This window comes from Mycobacterium sp. 1274761.0 (assembly GCF_001668615.1).
Lineage (GTDB): Bacteria > Actinomycetota > Actinomycetes > Mycobacteriales > Mycobacteriaceae > Mycobacterium.
Window position 1 is genome coordinate 44,829 of sequence record NZ_LZMC01000063.1, and the last position, 23,640, is coordinate 68,468.

At 66.2% G+C, this 23,640-nt stretch carries 27 protein-coding genes and 2 pseudogenes; 14 read left to right on the top strand and 15 right to left on the bottom strand.

The window, feature by feature from the left end; translation table 11 throughout:
• Positions 1-6 precede the first annotated feature (6 nt).
• Positions 7-1,089, top strand: coding sequence for a hypothetical protein (locus tag A5651_RS13870; RefSeq protein ID WP_066981386.1), 1,083 nt, complete (start codon positions 7-9; stop codon positions 1,087-1,089).
• Between the two features lie 59 nt (positions 1,090-1,148).
• Here the strand turns inward: A5651_RS13870 and typA are convergent, their stop codons facing one another.
• Positions 1,149-3,050: a translational GTPase TypA gene (gene typA, locus A5651_RS13875; RefSeq protein WP_066981389.1), complete on the bottom strand. Its 1,902-nt coding sequence runs from the start codon at positions 3,048-3,050 to the stop codon at positions 1,149-1,151.
• A gap of 286 nt (positions 3,051-3,336) precedes the next feature.
• Between typA and A5651_RS13880 the strand changes: the two genes are divergently transcribed.
• The gene (locus A5651_RS13880) at positions 3,337-3,609 is read left to right on the top strand and encodes a hypothetical protein (RefSeq protein ID WP_066981530.1); all 273 of its coding nucleotides are present in this window, start codon (positions 3,337-3,339) and stop codon (positions 3,607-3,609) included.
• A 9-nt stretch (positions 3,610-3,618) separates the two neighbouring features.
• On the opposite strand, the gene A5651_RS13885 is transcribed toward A5651_RS13880, so the two are convergent.
• Positions 3,619-4,689 (bottom strand): hypothetical protein, encoded by a 1,071-nt coding sequence (locus A5651_RS13885; protein WP_066981392.1) that lies wholly within the window; start codon positions 4,687-4,689, stop codon positions 3,619-3,621.
• Between the two features lie 82 nt (positions 4,690-4,771).
• On the bottom strand, positions 4,772-5,167 hold the full coding sequence (locus tag A5651_RS13890; protein WP_066981533.1) for a (deoxy)nucleoside triphosphate pyrophosphohydrolase: 396 nt from the start codon (positions 5,165-5,167) through the stop codon (positions 4,772-4,774).
• A 38-nt stretch (positions 5,168-5,205) separates the two neighbouring features.
• On the opposite strand from A5651_RS13890, the gene A5651_RS13895 reads away from it, so the two are divergent.
• Positions 5,206-5,496: a 4a-hydroxytetrahydrobiopterin dehydratase gene (locus tag A5651_RS13895; protein WP_066981395.1), complete on the top strand. Its 291-nt coding sequence runs from the start codon at positions 5,206-5,208 to the stop codon at positions 5,494-5,496.
• On the opposite strand, the gene A5651_RS13900 is transcribed toward A5651_RS13895, so the two are convergent.
• On the bottom strand, positions 5,435-6,631 hold the full coding sequence (locus A5651_RS13900) for a mannosyltransferase (protein WP_066981398.1): 1,197 nt from the start codon (positions 6,629-6,631) through the stop codon (positions 5,435-5,437). The genes A5651_RS13895 and A5651_RS13900 overlap by 62 nt on opposite strands.
• A 189-nt stretch (positions 6,632-6,820) precedes the next feature.
• On the opposite strand from A5651_RS13900, the gene A5651_RS13905 reads away from it, so the two are divergent.
• The gene (locus tag A5651_RS13905) at positions 6,821-7,414 is read left to right on the top strand and encodes a hypothetical protein (RefSeq protein ID WP_066981401.1); all 594 of its coding nucleotides are present in this window, start codon (positions 6,821-6,823) and stop codon (positions 7,412-7,414) included.
• A gap of 47 nt (positions 7,415-7,461) precedes the next feature.
• Positions 7,462-8,418, top strand: coding sequence for a hypothetical protein (locus A5651_RS13910; protein ID WP_066981403.1), 957 nt, complete (start codon positions 7,462-7,464; stop codon positions 8,416-8,418).
• Between the two features lie 16 nt (positions 8,419-8,434).
• On the opposite strand, the gene A5651_RS13915 is transcribed toward A5651_RS13910, so the two are convergent.
• Positions 8,435-8,581, bottom strand: coding sequence for a DUF1059 domain-containing protein (locus A5651_RS13915; RefSeq protein ID WP_066981409.1), 147 nt, complete (start codon positions 8,579-8,581; stop codon positions 8,435-8,437).
• A gap of 32 nt (positions 8,582-8,613) precedes the next feature.
• On the opposite strand from A5651_RS13915, the gene A5651_RS13920 reads away from it, so the two are divergent.
• Entirely contained in the window at positions 8,614-9,267 is a 654-nt protein-coding gene (locus A5651_RS13920) for a nitroreductase family protein (RefSeq protein WP_066981536.1), read from the top strand.
• Here A5651_RS13920 and A5651_RS13925 read toward each other — a convergent pair.
• Positions 9,264-9,848 (bottom strand): HhH-GPD-type base excision DNA repair protein, encoded by a 585-nt coding sequence (locus A5651_RS13925; RefSeq protein ID WP_066981412.1) that lies wholly within the window; start codon positions 9,846-9,848, stop codon positions 9,264-9,266. The two genes, A5651_RS13920 and A5651_RS13925, sit on opposite strands and share 4 nt — an antisense overlap.
• Before the next feature lie 135 nt (positions 9,849-9,983).
• Here A5651_RS13925 and A5651_RS26010 point away from each other — a divergent pair.
• From A5651_RS26010 to A5651_RS13935, 3 genes and pseudogenes are all read left to right on the top strand, one after another.
• Positions 9,984-10,069 (top strand): annotated as a pseudogene (locus A5651_RS26010) (DUF732 domain-containing protein); the annotation flags it as partial.
• 60 nt (positions 10,070-10,129) lie between these two features.
• Complete coding sequence (locus A5651_RS13930; RefSeq protein ID WP_066981416.1) at positions 10,130-11,320, top strand: MFS transporter; 1,191 nt, start codon at positions 10,130-10,132, stop codon at positions 11,318-11,320.
• 59 nt (positions 11,321-11,379) lie between these two features.
• Positions 11,380-12,700, top strand: a pseudogene (locus tag A5651_RS13935) (acyltransferase).
• On the opposite strand, the gene A5651_RS25395 reads toward A5651_RS13935, so the two are convergent.
• Both A5651_RS25395 and A5651_RS13940 read right to left on the bottom strand, forming a co-directional pair.
• Positions 12,697-12,864: a DUF5302 domain-containing protein gene (locus A5651_RS25395; protein WP_156662897.1), complete on the bottom strand. Its 168-nt coding sequence runs from the start codon at positions 12,862-12,864 to the stop codon at positions 12,697-12,699. The pseudogene A5651_RS13935 and the gene A5651_RS25395 sit on opposite strands and share 4 nt — an antisense overlap.
• A gap of 50 nt (positions 12,865-12,914) precedes the next feature.
• Complete coding sequence (locus A5651_RS13940) at positions 12,915-13,358, bottom strand: PPOX class F420-dependent oxidoreductase (protein WP_066981419.1); 444 nt, start codon at positions 13,356-13,358, stop codon at positions 12,915-12,917.
• A gap of 84 nt (positions 13,359-13,442) precedes the next feature.
• Between A5651_RS13940 and A5651_RS13945 the strand changes: the two genes are divergently transcribed.
• Positions 13,443-13,964, top strand: a complete 522-nt coding sequence (locus tag A5651_RS13945; RefSeq protein ID WP_066981421.1) for a DUF1697 domain-containing protein — start codon at positions 13,443-13,445, stop codon at positions 13,962-13,964.
• On the top strand, positions 13,961-14,785 hold the full coding sequence (locus tag A5651_RS13950; protein ID WP_066981424.1) for a class I SAM-dependent methyltransferase: 825 nt from the start codon (positions 13,961-13,963) through the stop codon (positions 14,783-14,785). The genes A5651_RS13945 and A5651_RS13950 overlap by 4 nt, the downstream gene beginning before the upstream one ends.
• Here the strand turns inward: A5651_RS13950 and A5651_RS13955 are convergent.
• A complete protein-coding gene (locus tag A5651_RS13955; protein ID WP_066981427.1) occupies positions 14,782-15,147 on the bottom strand; it encodes a GntR family transcriptional regulator in 366 nt (121 codons plus the stop codon). The genes A5651_RS13950 and A5651_RS13955 overlap by 4 nt on opposite strands.
• A gap of 36 nt (positions 15,148-15,183) precedes the next feature.
• Here A5651_RS13955 and A5651_RS13960 point away from each other — a divergent pair, with 36 nt between their 5' ends.
• Positions 15,184-15,897, top strand: a complete 714-nt coding sequence (locus A5651_RS13960; protein WP_066981430.1) for an NAD-dependent deacylase — start codon at positions 15,184-15,186, stop codon at positions 15,895-15,897.
• A gap of 51 nt (positions 15,898-15,948) precedes the next feature.
• Here A5651_RS13960 and A5651_RS13965 read toward each other — a convergent pair whose 3' ends face one another.
• From A5651_RS13965 to A5651_RS13975, 3 genes are read right to left on the bottom strand one after another with little or no spacing between them, the layout of a single operon-like run.
• Entirely contained in the window at positions 15,949-16,602 is a 654-nt protein-coding gene (locus A5651_RS13965) for a class I SAM-dependent methyltransferase (RefSeq protein ID WP_066981433.1), read from the bottom strand.
• Positions 16,599-17,294: a TetR/AcrR family transcriptional regulator gene (locus A5651_RS13970; protein WP_066981436.1), complete on the bottom strand. Its 696-nt coding sequence runs from the start codon at positions 17,292-17,294 to the stop codon at positions 16,599-16,601. Before A5651_RS13970 ends, A5651_RS13965 begins: the two co-directional genes overlap by 4 nt.
• A 2-nt stretch (positions 17,295-17,296) precedes the next feature.
• Positions 17,297-19,579, bottom strand: coding sequence for an MMPL family transporter (locus tag A5651_RS13975; RefSeq protein ID WP_066981439.1), 2,283 nt, complete (start codon positions 19,577-19,579; stop codon positions 17,297-17,299).
• Positions 19,580-19,781: 202 nt separating this feature from the next.
• On the opposite strand from A5651_RS13975, the gene A5651_RS13980 reads away from it, so the two are divergent.
• Positions 19,782-20,318, top strand: coding sequence for a DoxX family protein (locus A5651_RS13980; RefSeq protein ID WP_066981442.1), 537 nt, complete (start codon positions 19,782-19,784; stop codon positions 20,316-20,318).
• Between the two features lie 114 nt (positions 20,319-20,432).
• Positions 20,433-20,564 (top strand): hypothetical protein, encoded by a 132-nt coding sequence (locus A5651_RS26230; RefSeq protein ID WP_097939058.1) that lies wholly within the window; start codon positions 20,433-20,435, stop codon positions 20,562-20,564.
• A 94-nt stretch (positions 20,565-20,658) separates the two neighbouring features.
• Here A5651_RS26230 and A5651_RS13985 read toward each other — a convergent pair whose 3' ends face one another.
• The 3 genes from A5651_RS13985 to A5651_RS13995 all read right to left on the bottom strand — a co-directional run bounded on the left by A5651_RS13985 (position 20,659) and on the right by A5651_RS13995 (position 23,634).
• A complete protein-coding gene (locus tag A5651_RS13985; protein WP_066981445.1) occupies positions 20,659-21,657 on the bottom strand; it encodes a nitronate monooxygenase family protein in 999 nt (332 codons plus the stop codon).
• Positions 21,658-21,685: 28 nt separating this feature from the next.
• Positions 21,686-22,438 carry a 3-hydroxyacyl-CoA dehydrogenase gene (locus tag A5651_RS13990; protein WP_066981538.1) on the bottom strand — a complete coding sequence of 251 codons (753 nt, stop codon included), beginning with the start codon at positions 22,436-22,438 and terminating at the stop codon, positions 21,686-21,688.
• 104 nt (positions 22,439-22,542) lie between these two features.
• Positions 22,543-23,634 (bottom strand): CaiB/BaiF CoA-transferase family protein, encoded by a 1,092-nt coding sequence (locus A5651_RS13995; RefSeq protein ID WP_066981448.1) that lies wholly within the window; start codon positions 23,632-23,634, stop codon positions 22,543-22,545.
• Positions 23,635-23,640: the final 6 nt, after the last annotated feature.

Sequence of the window (23,640 nt, forward strand, 5' to 3'; positions counted from 1 at the left end):
GGGACCATGAAGGAACGTGTCCAAGGCGCAGTGACCGCTGGCGTTGCGCTTGTCGGCGTCGGCGTGGTGGCGGCTTCGCCGGTCGCCCAGCAGGCGCCGGAAGTGGTCAAGGCGGCGGAAGCCGATGTGCAACTCGCCGCGTACGACCAGGGCGTGCCGGCGCTGTTTGCTTTGTCGGCACAGCGCGGCGTCACCGGCCTTGCGACCACGCCGATCGGCCTGGCAACGGCCGCAGCGGCGCTCGCCCAGGGCAAGAACACCGACGCACAGGGCGCCTTGTCTCAGATCGTCGACGGCCCGCTGTGGGCCGTCGACCCCGCGATCTACGCGCTGGACGATCTGCTCCCGGAGCCCATCGGCGGTGACGACGCCAACGAACCCACGACGCCGGACCCCGACAGCGCTATTTCGCAGTTCCGTGCTGCAGTCCTCGTCCAGGGACGAGACGACATCAACGCAGCCATTGAAGACGCCCTCGGCGTGGGCACCGCTGGCAATGACGTAAGTCCGACCTATGCCGCTGCCCGCGTTGGAGCCGGCCTCGCGATGTCCGGCGTACGTGCGGCCCAGAGCGCTGTTTCGGCGCCGCTGGGACTCGTGGCGGTCGCGCAGGGTCTGCAGAAGAGTTTCGAAGGCGACAACACAGATCTGTACAAGGCGTTGCAGGCCTACATCGACGGGCCGAATTACGTGGCCGATCCGATCGTCTTCGCCGCTGACGATGTGCTGCCCAAGCCGATCGGAGGAGATCCGGAGACCGACCCCGCGAAGATGGACGGAAGCGCGATTTCGAAATTCCGCGGCAATGTCCTTCTGGCGCCTCGTGATAACGTCCGCAAGGTCGTCGCAGGTGCGCTCGGAGTGAACCCCGTCACAGGCGACGAGACGAACAAGGTGGCGAACAACGTTGCGCGCACCACGAACACGCAGCAGAGAGTTTCACTCAACACGACGGTCAAAAACACCCGCAACGAGATCAAGGCTGCGGCGGACAAGTTCGAGCGCAGGGTGCAGAAGCTGACCTCGCTCGACGACAAGAAGCCGGCTGCGAAGCCAAAGGCCGATACCAGCGCAGACAACACCAAATAATCGGGGCAGATTGAAGAGCCGGCCACGCATTCCGTGGCCGGCTTTTCGTCATCGACGAACTAGCCCCGCGCTTTCGCCCGGGCTCGACTGCGGGCCCGGACCGTTGCGTCCAGTTCGACCTTGCGTACCCGCACGACCTCCGGCGTCACCTCGACGCACTCGTCTGTCGCGCAGAACTCCATCGCCCGCTCGAGATCGAGCTCGATCGGTTTGGCAAGTGTCTCAATGACATCCGCGGTCGAGGACCGCATGTTGGTCAGCTTCTTCTCGCGGGTGACGTTGATGTCCAGGTCCTCGGGGCGCGGGTTGATACCCACCACCTGACCCGCATAGGTGTCCTGCCCGGGCTCGACGAAGAACGTGCCGCGGTCGGCCAACTGAATCAACGCAAACGGAGTGATCGTGCCGCTGCGGTCGGACACCAGCGATCCGGTGTGCCGCGACCGGATCTCCCCCGCCCATGGGCGGTAGCCGTCGAACACCGCGTTGGCGATGCCGGTGCCCCGCGTCTCGGTGAGGAAGTCGGTGCGGAAGCCGATCAGCCCGCGGCTCGGCACGATGAAATCCATTCGCACCCACCCCGCGGCGTGGTTGGTCATCTCTTCCATCCGGCCCTTGCGCGCCGCCATCAACTGCGTGATGGCCCCGACATACTCCTCCGGGCAGTCGATCGTCATGGCTTCAAACGGCTCGTGGAGCTTGCCGTCGATCATGCGCGTGACCACCTGCGGCTTGCCGACCGTCAGCTCGAAACCCTCCCGGCGCATCTGCTCGACGAGCACGGCCAGCGCCAGCTCGCCGCGACCCTGCACCTCCCAGGCGTCCGGTCTGCCGATGTCGACGACCTTGATCGACACATTGCCAACCAGCTCGGCATCCAGCCGGTTCTTCACCATCCGGGCGGTCAGTTTGTGCCCGGAGACCTTGCCCGCCAGCGGCGAGGTGTTGGTGCCGATCGTGACCGAGATCGCCGGCTCGTCGACCGTGATCCGCGGCAGGGCATGCGCGTGGTCCGGGTCGGCCAGCGTGTCACCGATCATGATTTCGGGCAGCCCCGCCACGGCGACGATGTCGCCCGCGACGGCCTCATTCGTCGACGTCCGGTCTACGCCCTCGGTCACCAGCAGCTCGGTGATCTTGGCGTTGGTAATCACCGGGTGGCCGTCGACCTCCCGCATCCAGGCGACCTGTTGCCCCTTGCGAATCCGGCCCTTGTAGATGCGGATCAGCGCCAGCCTGCCCAGGAACGCCGACGCGTCGAGGTTGGTCACCAACGCCTGCAACGGCGCGTCGGGATCGCCCTGCGGCGGCGGGATGTGTTCCAACAGCACGTCGAACAGCGGGTCGAGGTTCTCGCCGTCGGGGTTCTCGCCGTTGGCCGGCTGGGTCGTGCTGGCAATGCCCGCGCGGCCGGATGCGTAGAGCGTCGGCAACCCCAGCGCGTTCTCGGCCGCCTTCTGCGCCTCTTCGTCAAGGTCGGACGCCACGTCGAGCAACAGGTCATGGCTGTCGGAAACCACTTCGGCGATGCGCGCATCCGGCCGGTCGGTCTTGTTGACCACCAGAATCACCGGCAGGTGGGCGGCCAGCGCCTTACGTAGCACGAACCGGGTCTGCGGCAGCGGCCCCTCCGAGGCGTCGACCAGGAGCAGCACCCCGTCGACCATGGACAGGCCGCGTTCCACCTCACCGCCGAAGTCGGCGTGGCCGGGGGTGTCGATGACGTTGATGACGGTGACGCTGCCGTCGGGGTGGTGGCGGTGCACGGCGGTGTTCTTCGCCAGGATCGTGATGCCCTTCTCGCGCTCCAGGTCACCCGAGTCCATGATTCGCTCGGTGGCGTCGTCGCCGCGGTGCGTCAGCGCCCCTGACTGCCGCAGCATCGCGTCGACCAGGGTCGTCTTCCCATGGTCGACGTGTGCCACGATGGCGACGTTGCGAAAATCAGGGCGAGAATCCACGCCGGTGATTGTCTCAGTGCCATCGGCCGATCACGAAAACGAGAGACTCCCGTCACTTGAAGCCAAGCAAGCTCGCCGGCCTGAAACCGAAGAAGAAATGTTGCCGCAGCAAGCCGCGCTGCCAGAAATGTCCAGTAGTCGTGCATCAGGTGCGGAAGGCGCAGCGCAACGGGATCCGCGGCAAGCAGCTGCAGAAGGTGTTCAAGCGGGCCCGAAAGTCCTGATCGGTCCCGGTTTCCAGGCGTACCGTAGGGCTATCCGGCAGCCGAGCGTGAAGGTGGCGAATATGTCGGTTTATCAGGTACTGACCATCGTTTTGATCGCGGTCATCGCGACAGCGGCCACGGCGGCGATCTATCTCGGACTACTCAACTGGATGGGAGCGTTCTTCGTCGTCCGCTGTGCTGCATGTCACCACTTGGCGTTCACGACGGCGAAGACGGCAGACCCATCCTGTCCGCATTGCCGCCACCCCGTGCTGACACATCCGCTGTACTCCCTGCACCATCCGCGCTCGACCAGCCGGGTCCGCGTGCTCGACGACCGGCTGCACTACTGAGCCTGCGGTCTAGGGATACGACAGCAGCATCATCACCCGGCCATCCGGTGACGGGTCGGGAAACGCTGACTCGTCGAAACCGTAGTACGTCGCCTGGTCGGCGCTGATCGAGTCGATGATCTTGCCCTGCGCCTGGAGCCGGCCGGCCCGCGTGTCCTTCATCATCCCGACGAAGTCGGGCACCGAGAGCGACTCGGCCAACAGCAATGCCTCACCGCCGGAAGGCAATTCGATCAGCACCCCGGCACCGGAGTAGTTGTTGCCGCCGCGACCCGTTCCCCGCGGAGCCCAGTACACCGCGTCGGACAGCATGGATCCTTCGATGCGGAAGTATTCGCCCGCGTGCTCGGTGTCGGAGACGGTGACGACGGGCAGCGCGGCGATCGTGCGTTTCTCCTGCCACCACATCCATCCCAGCGGAATGCAGACGATCGCGTAGACCAGAACCATGAGCATCAGCACGGGTTTCCATGCGATCTCCCAGCCGAGCCTGCTCTGAGACATGCCCGCGGTCTGACTGTCTAGTTGTCTGCGACCGAATCGGAAGACGTACCAGGCCAATACGCGCGCCAGCGCCATCAACGCCAGGATGACGATTCCGACGATGCCGGCCACCCGCCAATAGAACGTGCTGTCGCCGTGGTTGGCAGTGGCCAGGAACATCACCGCGGGAATCGGCGCGGTGAGAAGCAGAAGCAGCGAGTACGACGGGTGGCTGGTCAGATAGTCATAGCTCGTCGTCCACTGGCGGTTTGCGCCGTAGACGGTGACCGGCCCGACGTCGGCGTGCACCATCGGCGTCCAGGTGCCGCGCACGACGCGCGGACGGATCAAGCCCTTGACGAAGAAGAACCCGCACACCGATGACAGCGCCAGCGCCGCCCAGAAGACGCCCGGCATCGATTCACCGGTGCCCGGGACGCCGAACGCACCGCGGCTATCGATGATCTTGGCGATGAAGAACGTCAGTGGAAGCGCGAAGAAGAGTTCAACGAGCCACATCTGGATCAACTGTGGAATGCGCGAACCGATCCGGTCGAACGCCAGCACGCCCTGCCAAATGAACCGCAGCACGCCCATGGCTGGGAAGACTAACGGCGCGAAACGGAATTCCAGCACCGAAAGAGCGAGAACGAGCGTGCCGGAATATCGTTTCGCGGGGCTAGTGCGGCTTGCGCAACGCCTGGGCCAGATCACCTAGCCATGCCCGATCGGCAGGCACCCACGGCAGGCTTTCCAGCTCGTCGACGGTCACCCACCGCAACGCACGGTGGTCGATAGGGCTCAGCGTGCCGCCGGTGTGGGTGACGCGGTAGGCGCGCAGCGTCGTCGTCTCGGTCAACGCGACGTCGGTGCCCAGCTGCTCACCGACCGTCACCACCACGCCGAGCTCCTCGAGGAGTTCGCGGGCCAGACCGCTTGCGTCGCTCTCCCCCGCGGCGACCTTCCCGCCGGGCAGTTCCCACAGCCCGGCAAGTTCCGGCGGCCGCGCACGCTGGGCGACCAATAGCGCCGATCCGGCGATGAGTGCACCGGCGACGACGATCTGGTTTCGCATCTGATTCGGCACTGCGGCTGACGGTATACCGTTTCAATATGGCTGTGTTATCGGACGAACAAGTGGACGCCGCACTCCCCGACCTAGATGGCTGGGAGCGCAAGGACGGAGCGCTGCGCCGGTCGATCAAGTTCCCCGCTTTCCTCGACGGCATCGACGCCGTGCGCCGGGTGGGCGAACGAGCCGAGCAGAAGGATCATCACCCTGACATCGATATCCGCTGGCGCACAGTGACTTTCGCGCTCGTCACCCATTCCGAGGGCGGCATCACGGACAAGGATCTGGAGATGGCGAGGGAGATCGACGGGATCGTCGGCTCGGCGCAGTAGAGGCGATCCACCCAAGCGTCACCAACGTCGCCACGATATAGATCAACCCCGCCCACGCCAGATACCACGGCCTACTGATCTCCCAGATTGTCGGCTGGGCGAAGCTGAGCAGCCACGGCACCCCGATGATGGTCAGCGCCAACCAACTCCACCCGAGGATCTGCGCGCCGCGCCGGCCCCGCAGCGTGCCGTGCAACAGCCAGATCATCAGCGGCAGCACCCACACCCAGTGATGGGTCCACGAAATCGGCGACAACAGCAGGCCGAACATCTGCACGACGAGGATCCGGCCCAGCCGGTCGTCATCACTGATCGCTCGCCACGCGAGCAACGCCAGCACGGCGGTGACGACGATCGCAACCACCACGATGGGCCCGTATCCGGCGTCGTGGCCGAGAATCCGCGAGATGCCGCCGCGCCAGGATTGGTTGAACGACGTTCCGATGGGCCCGACGCGCCGCGCGTCGCCGAGCAGTTCGGTGAAGTAGTAACGGGTTTGGTCACCCACGACCATCGCCGACACCGCGATCGTGGCGAGGAAGACGACCGCTGAGAACGCCGCCGCCGCCCAGCGCCGCGCGCCGAGGAAGTACAGGCCGCTGACAGCAGGAGTCAGCTTCACCCCCGCCGCAAGCCCGACCAACAGCCCCGACAGCCACCACCGCGAGATGTAGACCGCGTACAACACCGCGAGCACCAACAGCACGTTGACCTGGCCGTAGTCGAACGTGCTACGCAGCGGTTCCAGCCAGATGCCGACCGCGGTCCACAGCATCGCGACACGCCGGCTGCGCGCGGCATCCTCGACGACCAACAGGCGCTGGCTCATGCGCACCACGCCGTACAGCGCGGCGATGATGCCCAGTTGCCAGGCGAAAGCGACGAAGCCGAACGGCAACAGATGCAGCGGGTAGAAGACGACGGCGGCGAACGGGGGATAGGTGAACGGCAGCGGGAAGTCCGGCGTCTGATCGGCGTATACGTAGTCATAGAGCGTGCCCGGCGAATCCAAAGCGCTTGCGCCGCCGACGTATACGTGAAGGTCGACGAAATTCGCGCCGTTGGGCACCAGGTAGGTCCATGCCAATCGCGCAGCGATGCTGAGGACAAGAAGCAACGGCGCCGCGGCCGCCATTCGCGCTGGCAGCCGCGGGACTGTCTTCGCCGTGGCGGATGTGAGGTCTATCCGACCGACTCTAGCGACCGGTCACCAAAAGCCTTCGCTCCCGTAACGGTTGCATAAACGCCACACGTGTCACTTGAGTCACAGCAGTAACAAACTAGCTTCGGCTTAGACCCGCGCCATCAAACGATTGGGAGAACCATGAACACCCGGAAACTGTTTGTCTCGACCATGATCGCCGCCGCCGGCGCGGTCACCGCGCTGTCACTCAGCGCAACGGCCTCCGCCGATCCCGTCGCCCCGGCCCCAGTGCCGGCGAACCCCGGCGCCCAGCTGCTCACCCAGCTCTCCAGCGTCGGCGCGGCCGCTCCCCAGCTGATGCAGACCCTCGCGTCGACCATGTCGGGCAAGGCTGCCCCCGCGGCGGCACCGGCCACTCCTCCGCCCGGCGCCACCGCGTCGCTGACGCTGCCGCAGGCCCCAGCTCTGCCGGCCGCGGCCGCACCCGCCGCTCCCGCGGCCGCACCCGCAGCCGCTCCGGGCAACGTGGTGTCCACTCTGACCAATTCGCTGCCGTCCGAGCTCGGCGTGCCCGCCGGCCTGGCGAACCTGCTGCCGGCCGGAATGTCGTTGCCGGGCATCGGCTCTGCTGCACCTGCGGCCGCGGCACCTGCCGCGGCGGCTCCCACGGTCGTGGCGCCTCTTGCCATCGCTCCTGCACCCGTCGCCGCGGCACCGGCCGCAGCGGCTGCCCTGCCGGGCATGCCCGCGTCAGTGCTCAGCGCACTGCCGTGACCCCGTAAGACAGCCCAGCCGAACGCCACCGAGTCTTGGGAGAAGCCATGTCATCGACCCGTAAGTTGTTCACCACCGCCGCCGCTGTCGCCTCGTCGGCAGCACTGATGTGGGGTGCCGCAGGCACCGCCACCGCCGAGCCTGTCGCGCCGCTGCCGATCGACACCACTCAGGCACCGGGGTTGTCGGCGATGGAGGGCCTCAGCCCGGCGGTCCAGAAGGCGGCCGCCGACCCGTACAACGCGGTGTCGACGTTGATGGCGGCCGCGGCGGCGTTCACAGGCAACTCCGCGGCTCCTACGGACTCGAAGAACGTGGCGTCGGCCGTCAACAGCTTCGTCGCCGAACCCGCTGCCGCTCATGTGCCGGCACCGGGTGCGGTGCCGGGCGAGGCGGCCCACCTGCCGGCCGGTGTCGATCCGGCACACGCCGTCGGGCCCGCACCGGAAGCAGTTCCGGCACCGGCGCCCGAGGCGGCTTCCGCTCCGGCGGCGGAGGTTGCGCACGCGGTGCCGTCACCCGACCCGACCCCCGGGGGCGCCTCCCCTGCCCCCGAGGCGGGGGCCACCGGGGCCAATCCGCAGTTCGGTCCTGACGCCCCGACGACGCAGGACTTCCTGTATCCGTCGATCAGCAACGGGTGCCTGAAGGACGGCGGTAACGTGCTGGCGACCGCGATCTCGGTGGCGGGGCCCGCCAAGATCCCGGCGCCGGGCGTCGGCCCGGGGCAGACGGCCTACGTGTTCACTGCCATCGGCACACCGGGACCGGCGGCCGAGCAGAAGCTGCCGTTGAACGTCACGTGGGTCAACCTGACCACCGGCAAGTCGGGCAGCGCGACGCTCAAGCCGCGTCCCGATATCAATCCGGAGGGACCAACGACGCTGTCGGTCGTCGCCGACACGGGCTCGGGCAGCATCATGTCGACGATCTTCGGTCAGGTCACCACGACCGAAAAGCAGTGCCAGTTCATGCCCACCATCGGCTCGACGGTGGTGCCCTGACACCAGCTTCGGCGGGTCAGTAGGCCATGAAGAGGATGGCGTCCCGGTCGTACTCGCGGCCGGGATGCTGCTCGGAGAGATGCTTTTGCGCCTTCTCGACGAGATCGTCCTCGTCGTTGCCGGTGATCGCCTCGCCGCAGGGACAGTTCAGGTGGGTCTTCATACCCCTACGATCCCACAGTCAAGATGGACGGCATGGAGTTATACGACGTCATGCGCACGACGGGTGCGGTCCGCGAGTACACCGGCGATCCGCTGCCCGATGAGGTTCTCCAACGCATCCTCGGCAATGCGCGGTTTGCGCCCAGCGGCGGCAACCGCCAGGGCAACCACGTCGTCGTCGTCCGCGACCCCCGCACGCGCGAGGAACTGATCGACTGCACGATCCCGGGCGCCAAGCGCTATATCGCTCAGCTTCGCAACGGCGAAGGGCCGTGGAACCCGCTGCAGCCGTGCGGAGTTGACGCCGAAACGATCGACGCCGTCGAGGTGCCCCGCCAGTCGCCCCTGCGCACCGCCGAGGTGGTGCTGGTGGTCTGCGTCGACCTCAACGTCGTCGCGGCGTTCGACCAGCATCTGGACCGCGTCGGGCTGATCGCCGGCGCGTCGGTGTACCCGTTCGTCTGGAATCTCCTGCTGGCAGCCCGCAACGAGGGGTTCGGCGGCGTGCTCACCACTGCCGCGGTGGCCGAGGAACCGCGGGTGAAGGCACTGCTCGGGATTCCGGACGACTACGCCGTCGCCGCGCTGCTACCGCTCGGTAAACCGGTCAAGCAGGTGCAAAAGCTCACGCGCAAACCGGTGGCCGAATTGGCCACCCGAGAGCGGTTCGACGGCGCGCCGCTCTAGTTCTCCTGCTTGGCGGCCTTCGCCGCCGCCTTCATCTGCTTCTTGTACGACCGCACCTTCTCCAGCGAGCCGGCGTCGACGATGTCGGCGACCGAAAGATGCGATCCCGCCTTGCCGTAGTCACCGGCCACCTCACGCCAGCCCTTCGGTGTCACGCCGTATTGCTTGCCCAACAGCGCCAAGAAGATTCGCGCCTTCTGGTCACCGAAGCCGGGCAGCTCCTTGAGCCTCCGCAGCACCTCTTTGCCGTCGGGGTCACCGGCAGCCCATACCGCGGCGGCGTCACCGTTGTACTGGTCGACGATGATCTGAGCCAACGCCTGGATGCGTTTGGCCATCGACCCCGGAAACCGATGCACGGCAGGACGTTCGGCACACAGCGCAGCGAACTTGTCCGGGTCGTAGTCGGCGATCTCGCGGGCCTCGACCGCACCCATGCGGTCAGCGATCTTCTTCGGCCCGGCGAAGGCCACCTCGAGCGGGATCTGCTGGTCGAGCAACATGCCGACTAAAAGCGCGAACGGGTTGGACTCCAGCAGCGCATCGGCCGCCGGATCCTGAGCGAGCTGCAGTGTGGGCACCCGGCCAGTTTAGGACGATTCGCCGCCCCTCCATCGGCCGTGGCCGGCGGTCGGGCCGTTTCGGCAGTCTGGCGCGGCGGGTTATGCGATCGTGGAGGCGATGACCGGTGTTTACGCCCCTCGGAGACCGACATGAAACTCGCCGCCCAAGGGGTTGTCGGTCCCGGGGCACAGCAGCGGGTGATGGACGTGGCCAGAAGTACGCCTGCCCCGTTCAGTAGCCGTTGACATCACACCGACCGGAGGAATACCGCACGCGGGCCCATACGCTGCAACGTCACGTGCGCAATACCCGATCCCGCCGTGCGTTCGCCCTGTTGTCGTATGCCTTCGCCGCGATCATGGTGGGCACGACGCTGCCCACGCCGATGTATGCGCTCTACGGCGACCGAATGCATTTCGGGGTGCTGACGACCGCGGTCATCTACGCCACCTATGCAGGCGGGGTGCTGTTGGCGCTGCTGGCCTTCGGCCGGTGGTCGGACGCCATCGGACGGCGGCCGCTTCTACTGGCGGGGACGGCCTTTGCGCTCGGCAGCGCCGCGGTGTTTCTCGCCGCTGACTCGGTGGCGGTGCTGTTGGTGGGTCGGCTGCTGTCGGGCCTTTCGGCCGGGATTTTCACCGGCACCGCCACCGCAGCGATCATCGAGGCCGCCCCGCCGAAGTGGCACAACCGGGCGGCCGCGGTGGCGACCGCGGCCAATGTCGGCGGCCTCGGCGGCGGACCCCTGCTGGCCGGTCTGCTCGTCCAGTACGCACCCGACCCTCTGCAGCTGACCTTCGTCGTGCACATCCTCATGGTGATGCTGGCCGCGCTCGCCGTCGTGGCGGTGCCCGAAACCTCGCAGCGCACGGGAAGCGTTGGGCTGCAACGGCTGGCGGTGCCTCCCGAAGTCCGCGCAGTGTTCGTCATCGCCGGCCTCGCCGCATTCGCGGGGTTCGCCGTCACCGGACTGTTCGCATCGGTGGCTCCGGCGTTCCTGTCGGACGTCGTCGGTGTCGGCAATCACGCGGTCGCCGGCGCGGTCGCGTCGGCCGTGTTCTTTGCCTCGGCGGCAACGCAACTGTTTGCCGGGCGCATCCCGCCGCAGCGCGCCGTCGTGGTGGGCTGCGCGATCCTCGTCGTCGGCATGGTCATTCTCGCTGCCGCACTTGCGTTGTCGTCGTTGTGGGGTCTGCTGGCCGCGGCGATCGTCGGCGGTATCGGTCAGGGCATCTGCTTCAGCCGCGGACTGGCGGCGGTCTCCGACCTGACGCCGCCGGGCCGGCGCGCCGAGATCAGCTCGGCGTATTTCGTTGTCGCCTACGTGGCGATCTCTCTGCCGGTGATCGGCGAAGGCCTGGCCGCCGAACAGTGGGGACTGCGCACGGCGGGTGTCTCCTTCTCCATCGGCGTGGGGGTGCTGGCCGTCGTGTGCCTGGTGGCGATCGTGCTGAGGGAGGCCCGTAAAACCACCGCCGCGGCCATTTGAGTGCTTCTACTCAAATCCTCCGGTGCAGGTCACACCTAAATTTGCGGCATGACCGCTGCATCGATGTTTCCAGCCCGGCTGAGGTTGAGGCGAACACCCCCGCGACACGAGACCGCGCCATCGACGTCATCCGGATTGTGTCCCTGGTCGGCGTTGTCGTCGGCCACACGATCATGGCAACCAGCACCATCCGCGACGACGTCTTCCTCTGGAGCAATCTGCTCACCGCCTCCGTCGTCTTCCAGGCACTGACCTGGGTGTTCCAGATCATGCCCCTGTTCTTCTTCGCCGGTGTCGCGGCGTGCGTGGACAGTTGGCGTCCGGACCAGAGCTGGGGCAACTGGCTGATGCGACGCTGCACCCGGCTGTATCGGCCCGTGTTCTATTACCTGGCGTTCTGGGTTTCCGCGCTGGCGATCCTTCGGTACTTCCTGCCCGAGCACATCTACGAACCCGTCGCCGGGGTCTCCATTCAGCTGCTGTGGTTTCTCGGCGCCTACGTCTGCGTGCTCGCGACCGTTCCGCTGCTGGCCCGCATCACCACGACCACCCGCCTATGCGGTGCCGTCGCGGGCGCCTACGCCTTCATCGCGGCGGTCGACGTTATCCGGGTCAACGTCGGCGGACCGTCGGCCCTGGGCTATCTGAACCTGGTCGCGTGGTTGATCCCCGGCATGCTCGGTGTCGCTTACCGTCGACGCTTGGTCGCCGGGCGCGCGGCGCTGACGCTGGGGCTGGGCATGTTCGTCGTGAACCTGCTGCTGATGTGGGCCGGCCCCTACGAGCTCAGCCTCGTCGGCATTGAGAGCCAACACCTGAAGAACATAACGCCGCCGTCGCTGTTGTTGGCGAGTCACGCAATAATGATGTGCGCGTTGGCTATTGCAGCCGCACCGGCGATCGCGCGGTGGGCGCAGCGGCCGCGGGTATGTGGCTGACCGCGATCGGCAACTACGGGGCGATGACTCTGTACCTGTGGCACATCCCGCCGCTGCTGACGATGCACCTGGTGTTCGACTACCTCGGCTATCCGCGCTACCACGCAGACGCGCCCGGTTTCGTCGCGCTGAGCATCGTGCAGCTGCTCATCATGGCCGCGCTCGTCGCGACGGTGTTCGTCCTTCTGCGTCCGCTGGAAAACAACCCGCTGCCGCTGTGGGACGGCGGCTTTGTGGCACAGCCGGGTTCGCGCAGTGCAACCGTCGGCGCCTTGCTGTGCGTGGCCGGCGCGCGACGCTGGCCTCGGTGGGCTGGGGTCTGAAAGGGCCGGGAATCTATTGCGTGACAGTGATGCTGGCCGCGCTAATCGGGGCGCGGTTCCTGGCGAGCGACAAGTCGGTCAGCCCGGCTACGGTCACCGCGAGCGCGATGTGCCGCTAGCCGCTCTTGCGGCGGAACTCGCGCCGGTTTTCGACCGGGCCGTGCGCCTTCGGCTGCTTCCTGCCGCCGTCCTTATGGTCGGCCCCGCCGGATGACTGCTCCTTCTTCTTCGCCAGCGCCTCCCGGAACTTCCGCTTCGTGTCGTCTTCCGGTGATTCAGCCATAGCCGCAGCCTAGCCCGGCGTCTGGCGCCCGTCGCGAGATTTTCCTCGGCTCAGCGCATGCCGGGCGGCATTCCGTACAGGTGCGAGATCGGCAGCGTCATCACCACACGGCGGTCGTCGACCATGGCCCGGCGGTAGTCGTCCCAGTCCGGATGCTCGCCGGCGATGTTGCGGTACAGGGCGATCAGCGCCTCGACGGTGTCGTCGTGCTCGGAGGCCGCCGGCGGGGTCAGGATCGCGTTGCCTTCGGCCACCGCATACGACCACCCGTCGTCGGAGCTGACGTGCAAGGACGCCCGCGGGTCGCGGCGCAGGTTGCGGGTTTTGGCCCGCGGCTCGGTGATCGACGCCGCAATGGTGAGGTTCCGCGGATCGAAGTGATACGACACGTTGGACAGCTGCGGCCGCCCGTCACGCTTGATCGTGGCCAGCACTCCCAGGGCGTGGTTGCTGATCACCGCGAGCAGCTTGTCGTCGAACACGTGGCGTGCCATCACCCGAGCCTACGTCGCTTCGCAGCCCATTTACCATGAGCGCATGGCCGTAATCAGCGGTGAGACTCTGCAGAGGCTTTCGGGGTGACGCGCTACGCGGCATTTCTGCGCGGGGTGAACGTCGGAGGCGTCAACCTCAAGATGGCCGACGTCGCCGCAGCATTGGAGAAGGCCGGCTTCGCCAACGTCAAGACGATTCTTGCGAGCGGAAACGTCGTGTTGGACAGCCGCGCCGGCGTCGATGCCGTTCGGAAGAAGGCGGAGAAGGCACTGCGCGACGAATTCGGTTACGACGCGTGGGTGTTGGCCTACGACCTGGACACGGTGAAGGCGATATCGGAGAGCTATCCGTTCGAACGCGACGTCGAGGGATACCACAGCTACGTCACCTTCGTGACCGACGAAGCTGTGCTCGATGAGCTGGCCGAGTTGGCGAAGGAGGCCGGTCCCGACGAGAAGATCGAGCGCGGCGACGGCGTCATCTACTGGCAGGTGCCCAACAAAGGGACGCTGGACACCACGATCGGCAAGACCATGGGCAAGAAGCGCTACAAGTCGTCGACCACCACGCGCAACCTGCGGACACTCGACAAGGTGACCAAATGAGCAAGGTGGACGGTTCGGCGCTCAGCGGTGTTTCGGAGACGGCGCTGATGACGCTGCTGGTGCGCGCCAAGGAAGCGCGCAGACCTGACTCGATCATCGACGATCCGATGGCGATCAAGCTCGTCGACGAGATCGACTATGACTGGGCCAAGTTCGGCTACACCAGCCGCCAGGACATGGCGTTGCGCGCCCTGACCTTCGACAAGTACGCCCGCCGCTATCTGCGCGACCACCCGTCGGCGATTGTTGTTGCCCTCGCCGAAGGCCTGCAAACCAGTTTCTACCGGCTGGACCAGGCCGACGTAGGCCATGAATTCCGTTGGCTCACTGTAGATCTTCCGCCGATCATCGCGCTGCGCGAGCAGCTGCTACCGCCGTCGGAACGCGTGTCGGTGCGCGCCCAGTCGGCGCTGGACTACAGCTGGATGGATCACGTGGACCCGTCCGAGGGGATATTCATCACCGCCGAGGGGCTGCTGATGTATCTGCAGCCCGACGAGGCACTCGGCCTGATCGGCGAATGCGCCGAACGCTTCCCCGGCGGCCAGATGATGTTCGACCTTCCACCCGCGTTGTTCGCGCCGTGGATGCGCCGAGGCTCCCCCACCTCGCTGCGCTACCGGGTGCCGCCGATGCCGTTCACATTGTCGCCGTCGGAAATCGCAAACCTCGTCATTACGGTCCCCGGCATCCGTGCCGTGCATGATCTGCCAATGGTGCCCGGCCGAGGCAAAGTGCTGAACTCGCTGATGTGGGCGCTTCAGCGGTTGCCGGCGCTGGACAACGTCCGCCCGGTGATGACCCTGCTCGAATTCGGTTAGTCGAACGCCGCCTCGACGTACTTCAGCGCCTCGTCCTTCTCGACGCCGAGCGCCTTGGCGGCCGTCGCGTAGGTGTGTGCGGCCGTGGCCATCGCCGCATCCGCGGGGTCGGTGCGGGCAACGAAAGTGCCAAAGCGACCCCGTGTTTCGAGTATCCCGGCCGATTCCAGCTCGCGGTAGGCACGGGCCACGGTGTTGACCGCCATGCCCAGCTGGCCGGCGAGTTCGCGCACCGTCGGCAACCGCGTTCCCGGTGGCAGCTTCCCGCTGCGGATTCCGTCGATGATCTGACCACGCAACTGATCGAACAGCGGCTTGCTTGCACGCGGATCAACCTGAACCCATTCCCCCAAATCGGCCACGTGCCCAGTATTGCCCATCCGCGATAGTTTGGTGAGGTGCAATTGACGGTCCTCAGCGGAGCGGGTATCTCCGCCGAAAGCGGTGTTCCGACGTTTCGCGACGTCGAGACGGGGTTGTGGGCAAAGGTCGACCCGTATGAGATTTCCAGCGAACAAGGCTGGCGCCGGCATCCGGAGAAGGTCTGGGCCTGGTACCTGTGGCGGCACTACCTCATGCAGGACGTGGCGCCGAACAACGGACATCGCGCCGTCGCGGCCTGGGAGGAGGTCGCCGAGGTGCACGTCGTCACGCAGAACGTCGACAATCTGCACGAGCGTGCCGGCAGCCAGCGGGTCCACCATCTGCACGGCAGCCTGTTCGAATTCCGTTGCGACCGTTGCCAAGGCCAGTACCGCGGCCAGTTGCCCGCCATGCCCGAACCGGTCGAGACGGTGCCGCCGCCGCAGTGTGAGTGCGGTGGCCTGATCAGACCCAACGTGGTGTGGTTCGGCGAGCCATTGCCCGAGGATGCCTGGCAGAACTCGGTGGAAGCGGTATCCAACGCCGATCTTGTCATCGTGGTCGGGACGTCGTCGATCGTCTACCCTGCCGCCGGGCTGCCCGAACTGGCGTTGGCCAACGGTATTCCGGTCATCGAGGTCAACCCCGAGCACACACCGCTGTCGGACGCCGCGACCGTCTCGGTGCGGGAATCGGCCGCCACCGCGCTGCCGACGCTGCTGCAGCGCCTACCGTCGCTCCTCGGCTGAGGTTTCGGCGTGGCCGGTTGCGCGCAGCGCGACTCAGCACGCCGAAATCACTCAGCTCGCGGGCTTGATCGCGCGGCCGATCGTGTACTCCGCGACGGGCGTGGGCAGCCATGCCGGCAAGGCGGGCTCGCGGCGGGCGCCCTCAACGGCGAAGCCGGCGCCGACGATCGACGCCTCGGTGTCGCGGTGGGTGTGGCAGTTACCCATCAACCTCGGCCAGATGGTGGCGTCGGCGACCTTCTGCAGCCGACCCCGAAAACCGGGGCTGCCGACGTGTTCGAGGAAGCGCAATTCGCCGCCGGGCCGCACCAGCGAAAACATCTGCCGCAGAACGCTGTCCGGGTCTTCGATCGAACACAGCACCAGCGAGCACACCAGCGCGTCGAACGGCTCGCGTTCGCTCTCGCTGAGGAATTTCTCGACGGTTCCCACCGTCACCGTCACCGGCACCGGCGCCTTCTTCGCGGCTTCGCGCGCCTGCGGGGCCAGCCGCCGCTCAGGCTCCACAGCAACCACCTCGGTGACCGTCGCCGGGTAATACGCGAAGTTCGTCCCCGTTCCCGCGCCGACTTCCAGCACGCGCCCCGTCAGACCCGCGAGGTTCTCCCGGCGCAGCCGCTGGATTTCGTCGGTCTCGTGGTTCGACAGAAAAGTCCATACCCGCGCGAAGAACGGATTGTCGGTGGTATCAGTATCGTCGGTCACGACTTCCCTTCCGGTCGTTTGCCTTTCAGCAGCCACTCAACGGTCTGCTGCGGTGTCGTGTCGTCGTCGACGAGGCCGAGCACGATATGGCCCAGGCACGCCGACGACAGCGCCTGGTCGGCGAACTCCTCGACGTCGCCCCATGGCAGGTAGGGCTTCGAGATCAACAGGGCCGCAACGCCGTGCGCAGCGGTCAGCAGTTGCAGCGCGGCCGTTGTCGCATCACCGGGCGGGTAGACGCCTTCGGCGATCAACTTCTCCACCGAACTCTGCAGATGCTGAAACGCAGAACTGTTCAACGTCATGTCGACGTCGCTTCCGGGGCGGCCCTCCCCCATCGTGGCGATGCGGTACAACTCAGGGGTCTGCGTCGCGAAGCGGACATAGGCCAAGCCCTGGGCGCGCAGCACCTCGACCGTCGACGGCTGATCCTCGACGGCGCGCTGCATCTCCTCGTCGAGCTTCTCGAAGTACCGCGCGCACACCGCATCCAGCAGTGCGTCCTTATCGGCGAAGTGCAGATAGATCGAGGGCGGTGTGACGCCGACGCGCTGCGCCACCGACCGGATCGACACAGCCTTTGCGTGGCCGGTCTCGAGCAGCAACTCCGTGGTGGCGTCGAGGATTTCGTCTCTGAGTTGCTCACCCGATCCTCGGGGGGCACGCCGTCGCTTGAGAGGCTGTAGAGACATCGTCACCCAGTATCCGTCACTGACACTGCGGACTGCTCCTGCCTCTCCGCACGCGGAACCAGGTCATCGGCCGACTCGCTGAAGCCGATCCGTTGGTGTAGGCGGGCAAGCGGCTTCGGTGACCACCAGTTCCAGCGGCCCAGCACGTGCATGAACGCCGGCACCAGGGCCATTCGCACCAAGGTCGCGTCGACCAGGATCGCCAACGTCAGGCCGACACCGAACATCCGCATGAACGCCACCTGGGCGGCCATCAGCGCGGCGAACGAGATCGACATCACCAGCGCCGCCGCCGTCACCACCCGTCCGGTGCGGGCCAGGCCCCGCGCCACGGCCTCGTCGTTGTCGGCGCGCGTCCGACCCGGCGACGACAGCCAGTACTCCCGGATACGGCTGACGAGGAACACCTCGTAGTCCATGGACAACCCGAAAGCGATGCAGAAGAGCAGCACCGGCATGTTCGCGACCAGCGTGCCGGTAGGCGTCGTTCCCAACGCCCCGAGGTGGCCCTCCTGGAAGATCCACACCAATGCACCGAACGCAGCGGTCAACGACAACACGTTGAGCACCAAAGCTTTCAGCGGCAGGACCACGCTGCCGGTCAGCAGGAACAGCAGCACGAACGTAATCGTGGCGATCACCGCGAGCACCAGCGGAAGTCGGTGGGTTATTCCTGTGGAACTGTCCCGGTTGATCTGAGCGACGCCGGTCAACTCCACCGGCTTGCCCGCGGGCGGACTTACCGCACGCAGTCGGTCGAGTTGGGATTCCGAGGCGTCAGAGAACAGCGGCGCTGTGCTGCCGACGGTCAGATAGGCACTGCCGTCCTTCAAACCCGTTGCCGCCGAGGGCGGCCCGGCAGGCGCCCCATCGACGAACGTGCCCGCAGGCGACGACACCGAGGTGACGTCGGGTACTCGCGAGAGATCCTCGGCGTAGCGGCCGAGGTCTGCAGGGGTGATGCCGCCGGCGTCGGGAATGACGACGGTGACGTCACGGGCCGAGTCCACGGCAAAGTCGTTGCGCATCTGGTCACCGACCTGACGTGCCGACAGCGAGCCGGGCAGCACGCGGTCGTCGGGGAAACCCCATTTGGCGCCCAGGAACGGTGCGCCGAGCACAAGCAACAGCGCGACGATCGCCAGCGCGATCGGAATCGACCGGCGCATAACGAATTTGGTGGACTTGTACCAAAAATTCTGTTCGACGGGCTGGGGCGTCGGCTCGGGACGGCCGAGAATCCGCCTGAGCAGGCGGCGGACGTCCAGCGAGTCGAGCCGCTCGCCGAGCAGCACAATGGCGGCGGGCGCGACCACGACGGCGGCGAAGGCGGCGAAGGCGACGACCGCAATTCCGGCATAGGCGAACGACTTCAGGAAATACATCGGGAACAGCACCATCGCGACCATCGACAGAGCGACCGTCATCGCCGAGAACAACACCGTGCGGCCGGCGGTGGCCATGGTGCGGATCAGCGCCTCGTCGCGTTCCGATCCGGCGGTCAGCTCGTCCCGGTACCGACTGACGATCAGCAGGGTGTAGTCGATCGCGAGCGCAAGGCCCATCGCGACGCTCAGGTTCAGCGCGAAGATCGACACGTCGGTGACGAAGGTGATGGCGTGCAGCACGGCCATCGACCCGAGGATCGCGAAAGCGCCCACCGCCAACGGCAGCGCCGCGGCGAGCAGGCCGCCGAACACCCACACCAGCACGACGAAGCTCAGCGGAATCGCGATGGACTCCATGAGCAAGAGGTCTTTCTCGCTCTGACCGTTGATCTGCACATAGATCATCGCCTCACCGCCCGCGCGCACGGTGACGCCGTCGCGGTCGTGCACGAGGCGTTCGGTGAGCTCCTTGGTGTACTTCTGCGCGTCGCTTTCGCCGCCGGTGACGCTGGCGACGATGAGCCCGGTCTTGCCGTCCTTGCTCACCAGCGCCGGCGCCGCGTTCTGCGGCGCGGACCACGCCGAAGTCACCTCGGCGATATGCGGGGACGCCTGCAGCTGCGAGGCGATGTCCATGCCGACCGCCCGCGACTCGGCGCTCCGCGCGCCGCCGTCGGAGGTGACACTGATGACGAGCTCCATATCGCCCTTGCCGAACCTGTCGACCAGTAGCCGGCTCGCCTTAGCCGACTCGGAGGTCGGATCTTGGAAGCCGCCGGCGGACAGGCTCTTCGTGACGGGTATGCCGAAAATGGCCGTGGCCACCATGACCAACAGCGCGATGACGATGATCCGCTTCGGGGCTTTGATGGCCATCCGAGCGATCTGTTGCAGCACGGGCGTCCCTTCGGTCAAGACTGCGGATATCGTCGGTAAGTTATCAGCGATAACCTATCCGCGTCAACGCGTGTCGTTTGTCATAACCACGTGTCGTCCGACCGAATCGTTCATGCCCGCGATGAGTTACGGCGCCGGCCGGAGTCGGTAGTGCATGACGAACGCATCTACAGGCTCCTCACAGGTCAATAGGCTCGACGACATGGCGACCACCGACACCACATCTGTTCCCGCGTCCGCGTCACCGGTCGACGTCGGGTTGCTGATTCTGCGCATCGGCGTCGGCGCGGCGGTCCTGCAGGCCGGCCTCATCAAGGTCTTCGACTTCGGCACCACCACCGGCTTCATGGAGTCGGGCGGATGGCGCCTGCCCACCCTCGCCGCGCTGATGGTCACCGCCGCCGAAACGGCCGGCGCGCTCGGCTTGATCCTGGGAATCCTCACGCCGCTGGCCGGATGCGCCGTTGCCGGCGCCATGATCTGCGCGTGGGCGGTCAACGTGTCGCAGCAGGCGTTCTGGTCGCAGCCCTTCAACGCGCCCTACCTGCTCTTCATCGGTGCTGCGTCGCTGATGTTCGCCGGCGCAGGGGCGTACTCGGTCGATGCCAGGGTGTTCGGTAGGGCGCGCTGGTCACCGAAAATCGCGGTCGGATTGCTCATCCTGGCGTTCGCCGTGGCGATCTTCACCTGGCTGCTGTTGAACGGCACAAATCCGCTTCACCTCAGTTCAGCGGCGTAATGCCTGCTCAGCTACTCGCCAGTAACCCCGGAACCTACCCGGCGGTAAGAATTGCCACGATATTCCGAATCGTGACTCAATAAATCCTTAAAAGTGATCCATAGCCTCGAGGACATGTGGATCGACGACACCAGTGCTGATGTCATCAAGGTTGATTTCGAGGCGCTCTACCACGGCGATGTCCTGGTCGAGGGCGATACCTCCGAGCAGCTCGACGACGACCAGCAGCTGCCTACCGCGGTCTGAGGCAACGCGCTCGCATCGAGCGCGTTGACCGTTCAGACAGTTTGCCCCAACCGGGGCCCTCGTTGATCTTTCGTTCCCGGAATTCTTCTGTTCGCTACGCGACGTTTTCTTCCGCCGACTCCTCGACCATGTCGGCCAGCCGCTCGGTGATGAGATCTTCGGCTTCGGCGACGATGCGTGCGACCAGTTCCTCACACGTCGGGATGTCGTTGATCAACCCCATCGCGGTGCCCACCGACCAGATGCCCGCATCCAGGTCGCCGATCTCATAGACCTTCACGCCGCGTGAGCCCGCGACCAGATCCTTGACGTCCTCGAACTGGCCGCCCTCGTTGAGAATCTCCACCACTTCGCGCGACACCGCGTTGCTTGCGACGCGCGCGGTGTTACGTAGCGGCCGGAAGATCAGCTCGGTGTCGAGCTCGGTGCCCGCCACGATCGCTTCCTTCACCTTTTGGTGGATCGCCGATTCGACCGTGCACATGAACCGTGAGCCCATGTTGATGCCGTCGGCACCCAAAGCCAGCGCGGCAACCAGGCCGCGACCGTCGGCGAAGCCGCCGGAGGCGATCATCGGGATGTCTATCTTCGCCGCCGCCGCCGGAATCAGCACCAGCCCAGGGATATCATCCTCGCCGGGGTGTCCCGCGCACTCGAAGCCGTCGATGCTGATGCCGTCCACCCCGAGGCTCTGCGCCTTCACCGCGTGGCGCACCGACGTGCACTTGTGCAGCACCTTGATGCCGTTCTCGTGGAACATCGGCAGGTGCGGCGCCGGGTTCGATCCCGCGGTTTCGACGATCTTGATGCCGGATTCGACGATCACCTGCCGGTACTCGTCGTAGGGCGGCGGGTTGATCGTCGGCAGGATCGTCAGGTTCACGCCGAACGGCTTGTCGGTCAGCTCACGGCACTTGCCGATCTCTTTGGCCAGGTCGGCCGGCGTCGGCTGCGTCAGCGCCGTGATGAAACCCAGCGCGCCCGCATTGGCAACGGCCGCAACGAGTTCCGCGCGGCCGACCCACTGCATGCCGCCCTGCACGACGGGGTGCTCGACCCCGAATGTCTCGGTGAACTTCGTTCTGATGCTCATCTATGCTCTTTTCTCTTCACGCAGGCACTCATCGCGGGGCCATCCTGATGGCGCCGTCGAGGCGAATCACCTCACCGTTGAGCATCGGGTTCTCGACGATGTGCACGGCCAGGGCGCCGTATTCGTCGGGGTCTCCGAGGCGTGCGGGGTGCGGCACCTGCTTGCCCAGTGAGGCTTGCGCCTCCTCGGGCAGCGAGCCCAGCAGCGGCGTCTTGAACAGACCCGGGGCGATGGTCACCACGCGGATCAGTTCGCGCGACAGGTCACGGGCGATCGGCAAGGTCATGCCGACGACGCCGCCCTTGGAGGCCGAGTACGCAGCCTGCCCGATCTGGCCCTCGAACGCCGCCACCGAGGCGGTGTTGATGATGACGCCGCGCTCGCCGTTGATCGGCTCTTGCTTGGCGATCCGCTCCGCGCTCAGCCGCAGCACGTTGAAGGTGCCGATCAGGTTGACCTCGATGACCTTCTTGAACCCGTCGAGCGGGAACGGGCCGTCCTTGCTCAGCGTCTTGATCGCGTTGCCGATGCCGGCGCAGTTGACGTTGATGCGCAGCGGCCCGATCTTCTCGGCGGCGTCGAGAGCCGCGCCGACGGCTTCGGGGTCGGTGACGTTGGCCTCGACGAACTGGGCGCGGTCGCCGAGTTCTTTCACCGCGTCCTCGCCCTTGAGGTCGATGACCACCACCGACGCGCCGCGGTCCAGCAGCCGCTTGGTGGTCGCCAGTCCGAGACCGGAAGCTCCTCCGGTGACGACGGCTACGGCGTCCTTGATCTCCACGTGATGCAATCCTTCCTGTCGGTTTTCATCGGCGAGCAGACGCAAATGCACACGCTTGGCGGCGTGTCGCGATGCTTTTGCGTCTGTTCGCGAAGATGACTTTCCTATTTCCAGTCGCGCAGAACGGTTTCGATGTCCGTGCCCGGCTCGCCCAGCGGCCGTGGAGTGGACGGCACGCTGCGGGAGAACCGTGGCGCGGGAGACGGCAACAGCGCGTCGCCGTCGAGATAGAACGTGTCGCGTTCGGTGTTGTGGGGTTCGTTTTGCACTTCGGCGAACGACAGCACAGGGGTCGCGCAGGCGTCGGAGTCGGCGAACACCTTGGCCCAGTGGTCGCGATCTTTCGACTTGAAAACCTCGGCGATCCGGGCGCGCAGTTCCGGCCAGCGGCTGATGTCCTGCTGGGCGGGCAGGTCTTCGCCGTCGAGACCGAGGCCCTTCAGCAGCTCCGCGTAGAACTGCGGTTCGATCGAGCCGATCGCCATGTAGCCGCCGTCGGCGCACTCGTAGGTGTCGTAGTACGGCGCCCCGCTGTCGAGCATGTTGGTGCCGCGTTCGTCGGACCACAGCCCGCCGGCCCGCATGCCCCACATCATCGTCATCAAGATGTTGGAGCCGTCGACCATCGCCGCGTCGACAACCTGGCCCTTGCCGGAGGTCTGCCGCTCCCACAGCGCGGCGAGGATGCCGACGATCAGGAACATGGAGCCGCCACCGAAGTCGCCGGTGAGGTTGAGCGGCGGGACCGGACGCCCGCCCTGGTGGCCGATGGAATGCAGCAGGCCATTGAGCGAGATGTAGTTGATGTCGTGGCCGGCCTGCTGGGCCCGCGGCCCGGTTTGGCCCCAGCCGGTCATCCGCGCGTACACCAACCGCTCGTTGACCTTCGCGCAGTCATTCGGTCCCAACCCGAGCCGCTCGGTGACGCCGGGTCGGTAGCCCTCGATCAGCACGTCGGCCTTGGCTACCAGCGCCAGCACCTGGTCGCGGCCCTCGTCGGTCTTCAGGTTGGCAGCCACCGACCGCCGGTTGCGGTTCATGGCTTCGTGGCTGCCCTTCGGCACGCCGCCGGTGCCGCCGGGTCGTTCGACGCGTACCACGTCAGCACCAAGATCGGCGAGGATCATCGCCGCGTGCGGTCCGGGGCCGATACCGGCCAGTTCGACGATTCGCAATCCTTGCAGTGGTCCCGCCATTGAAGA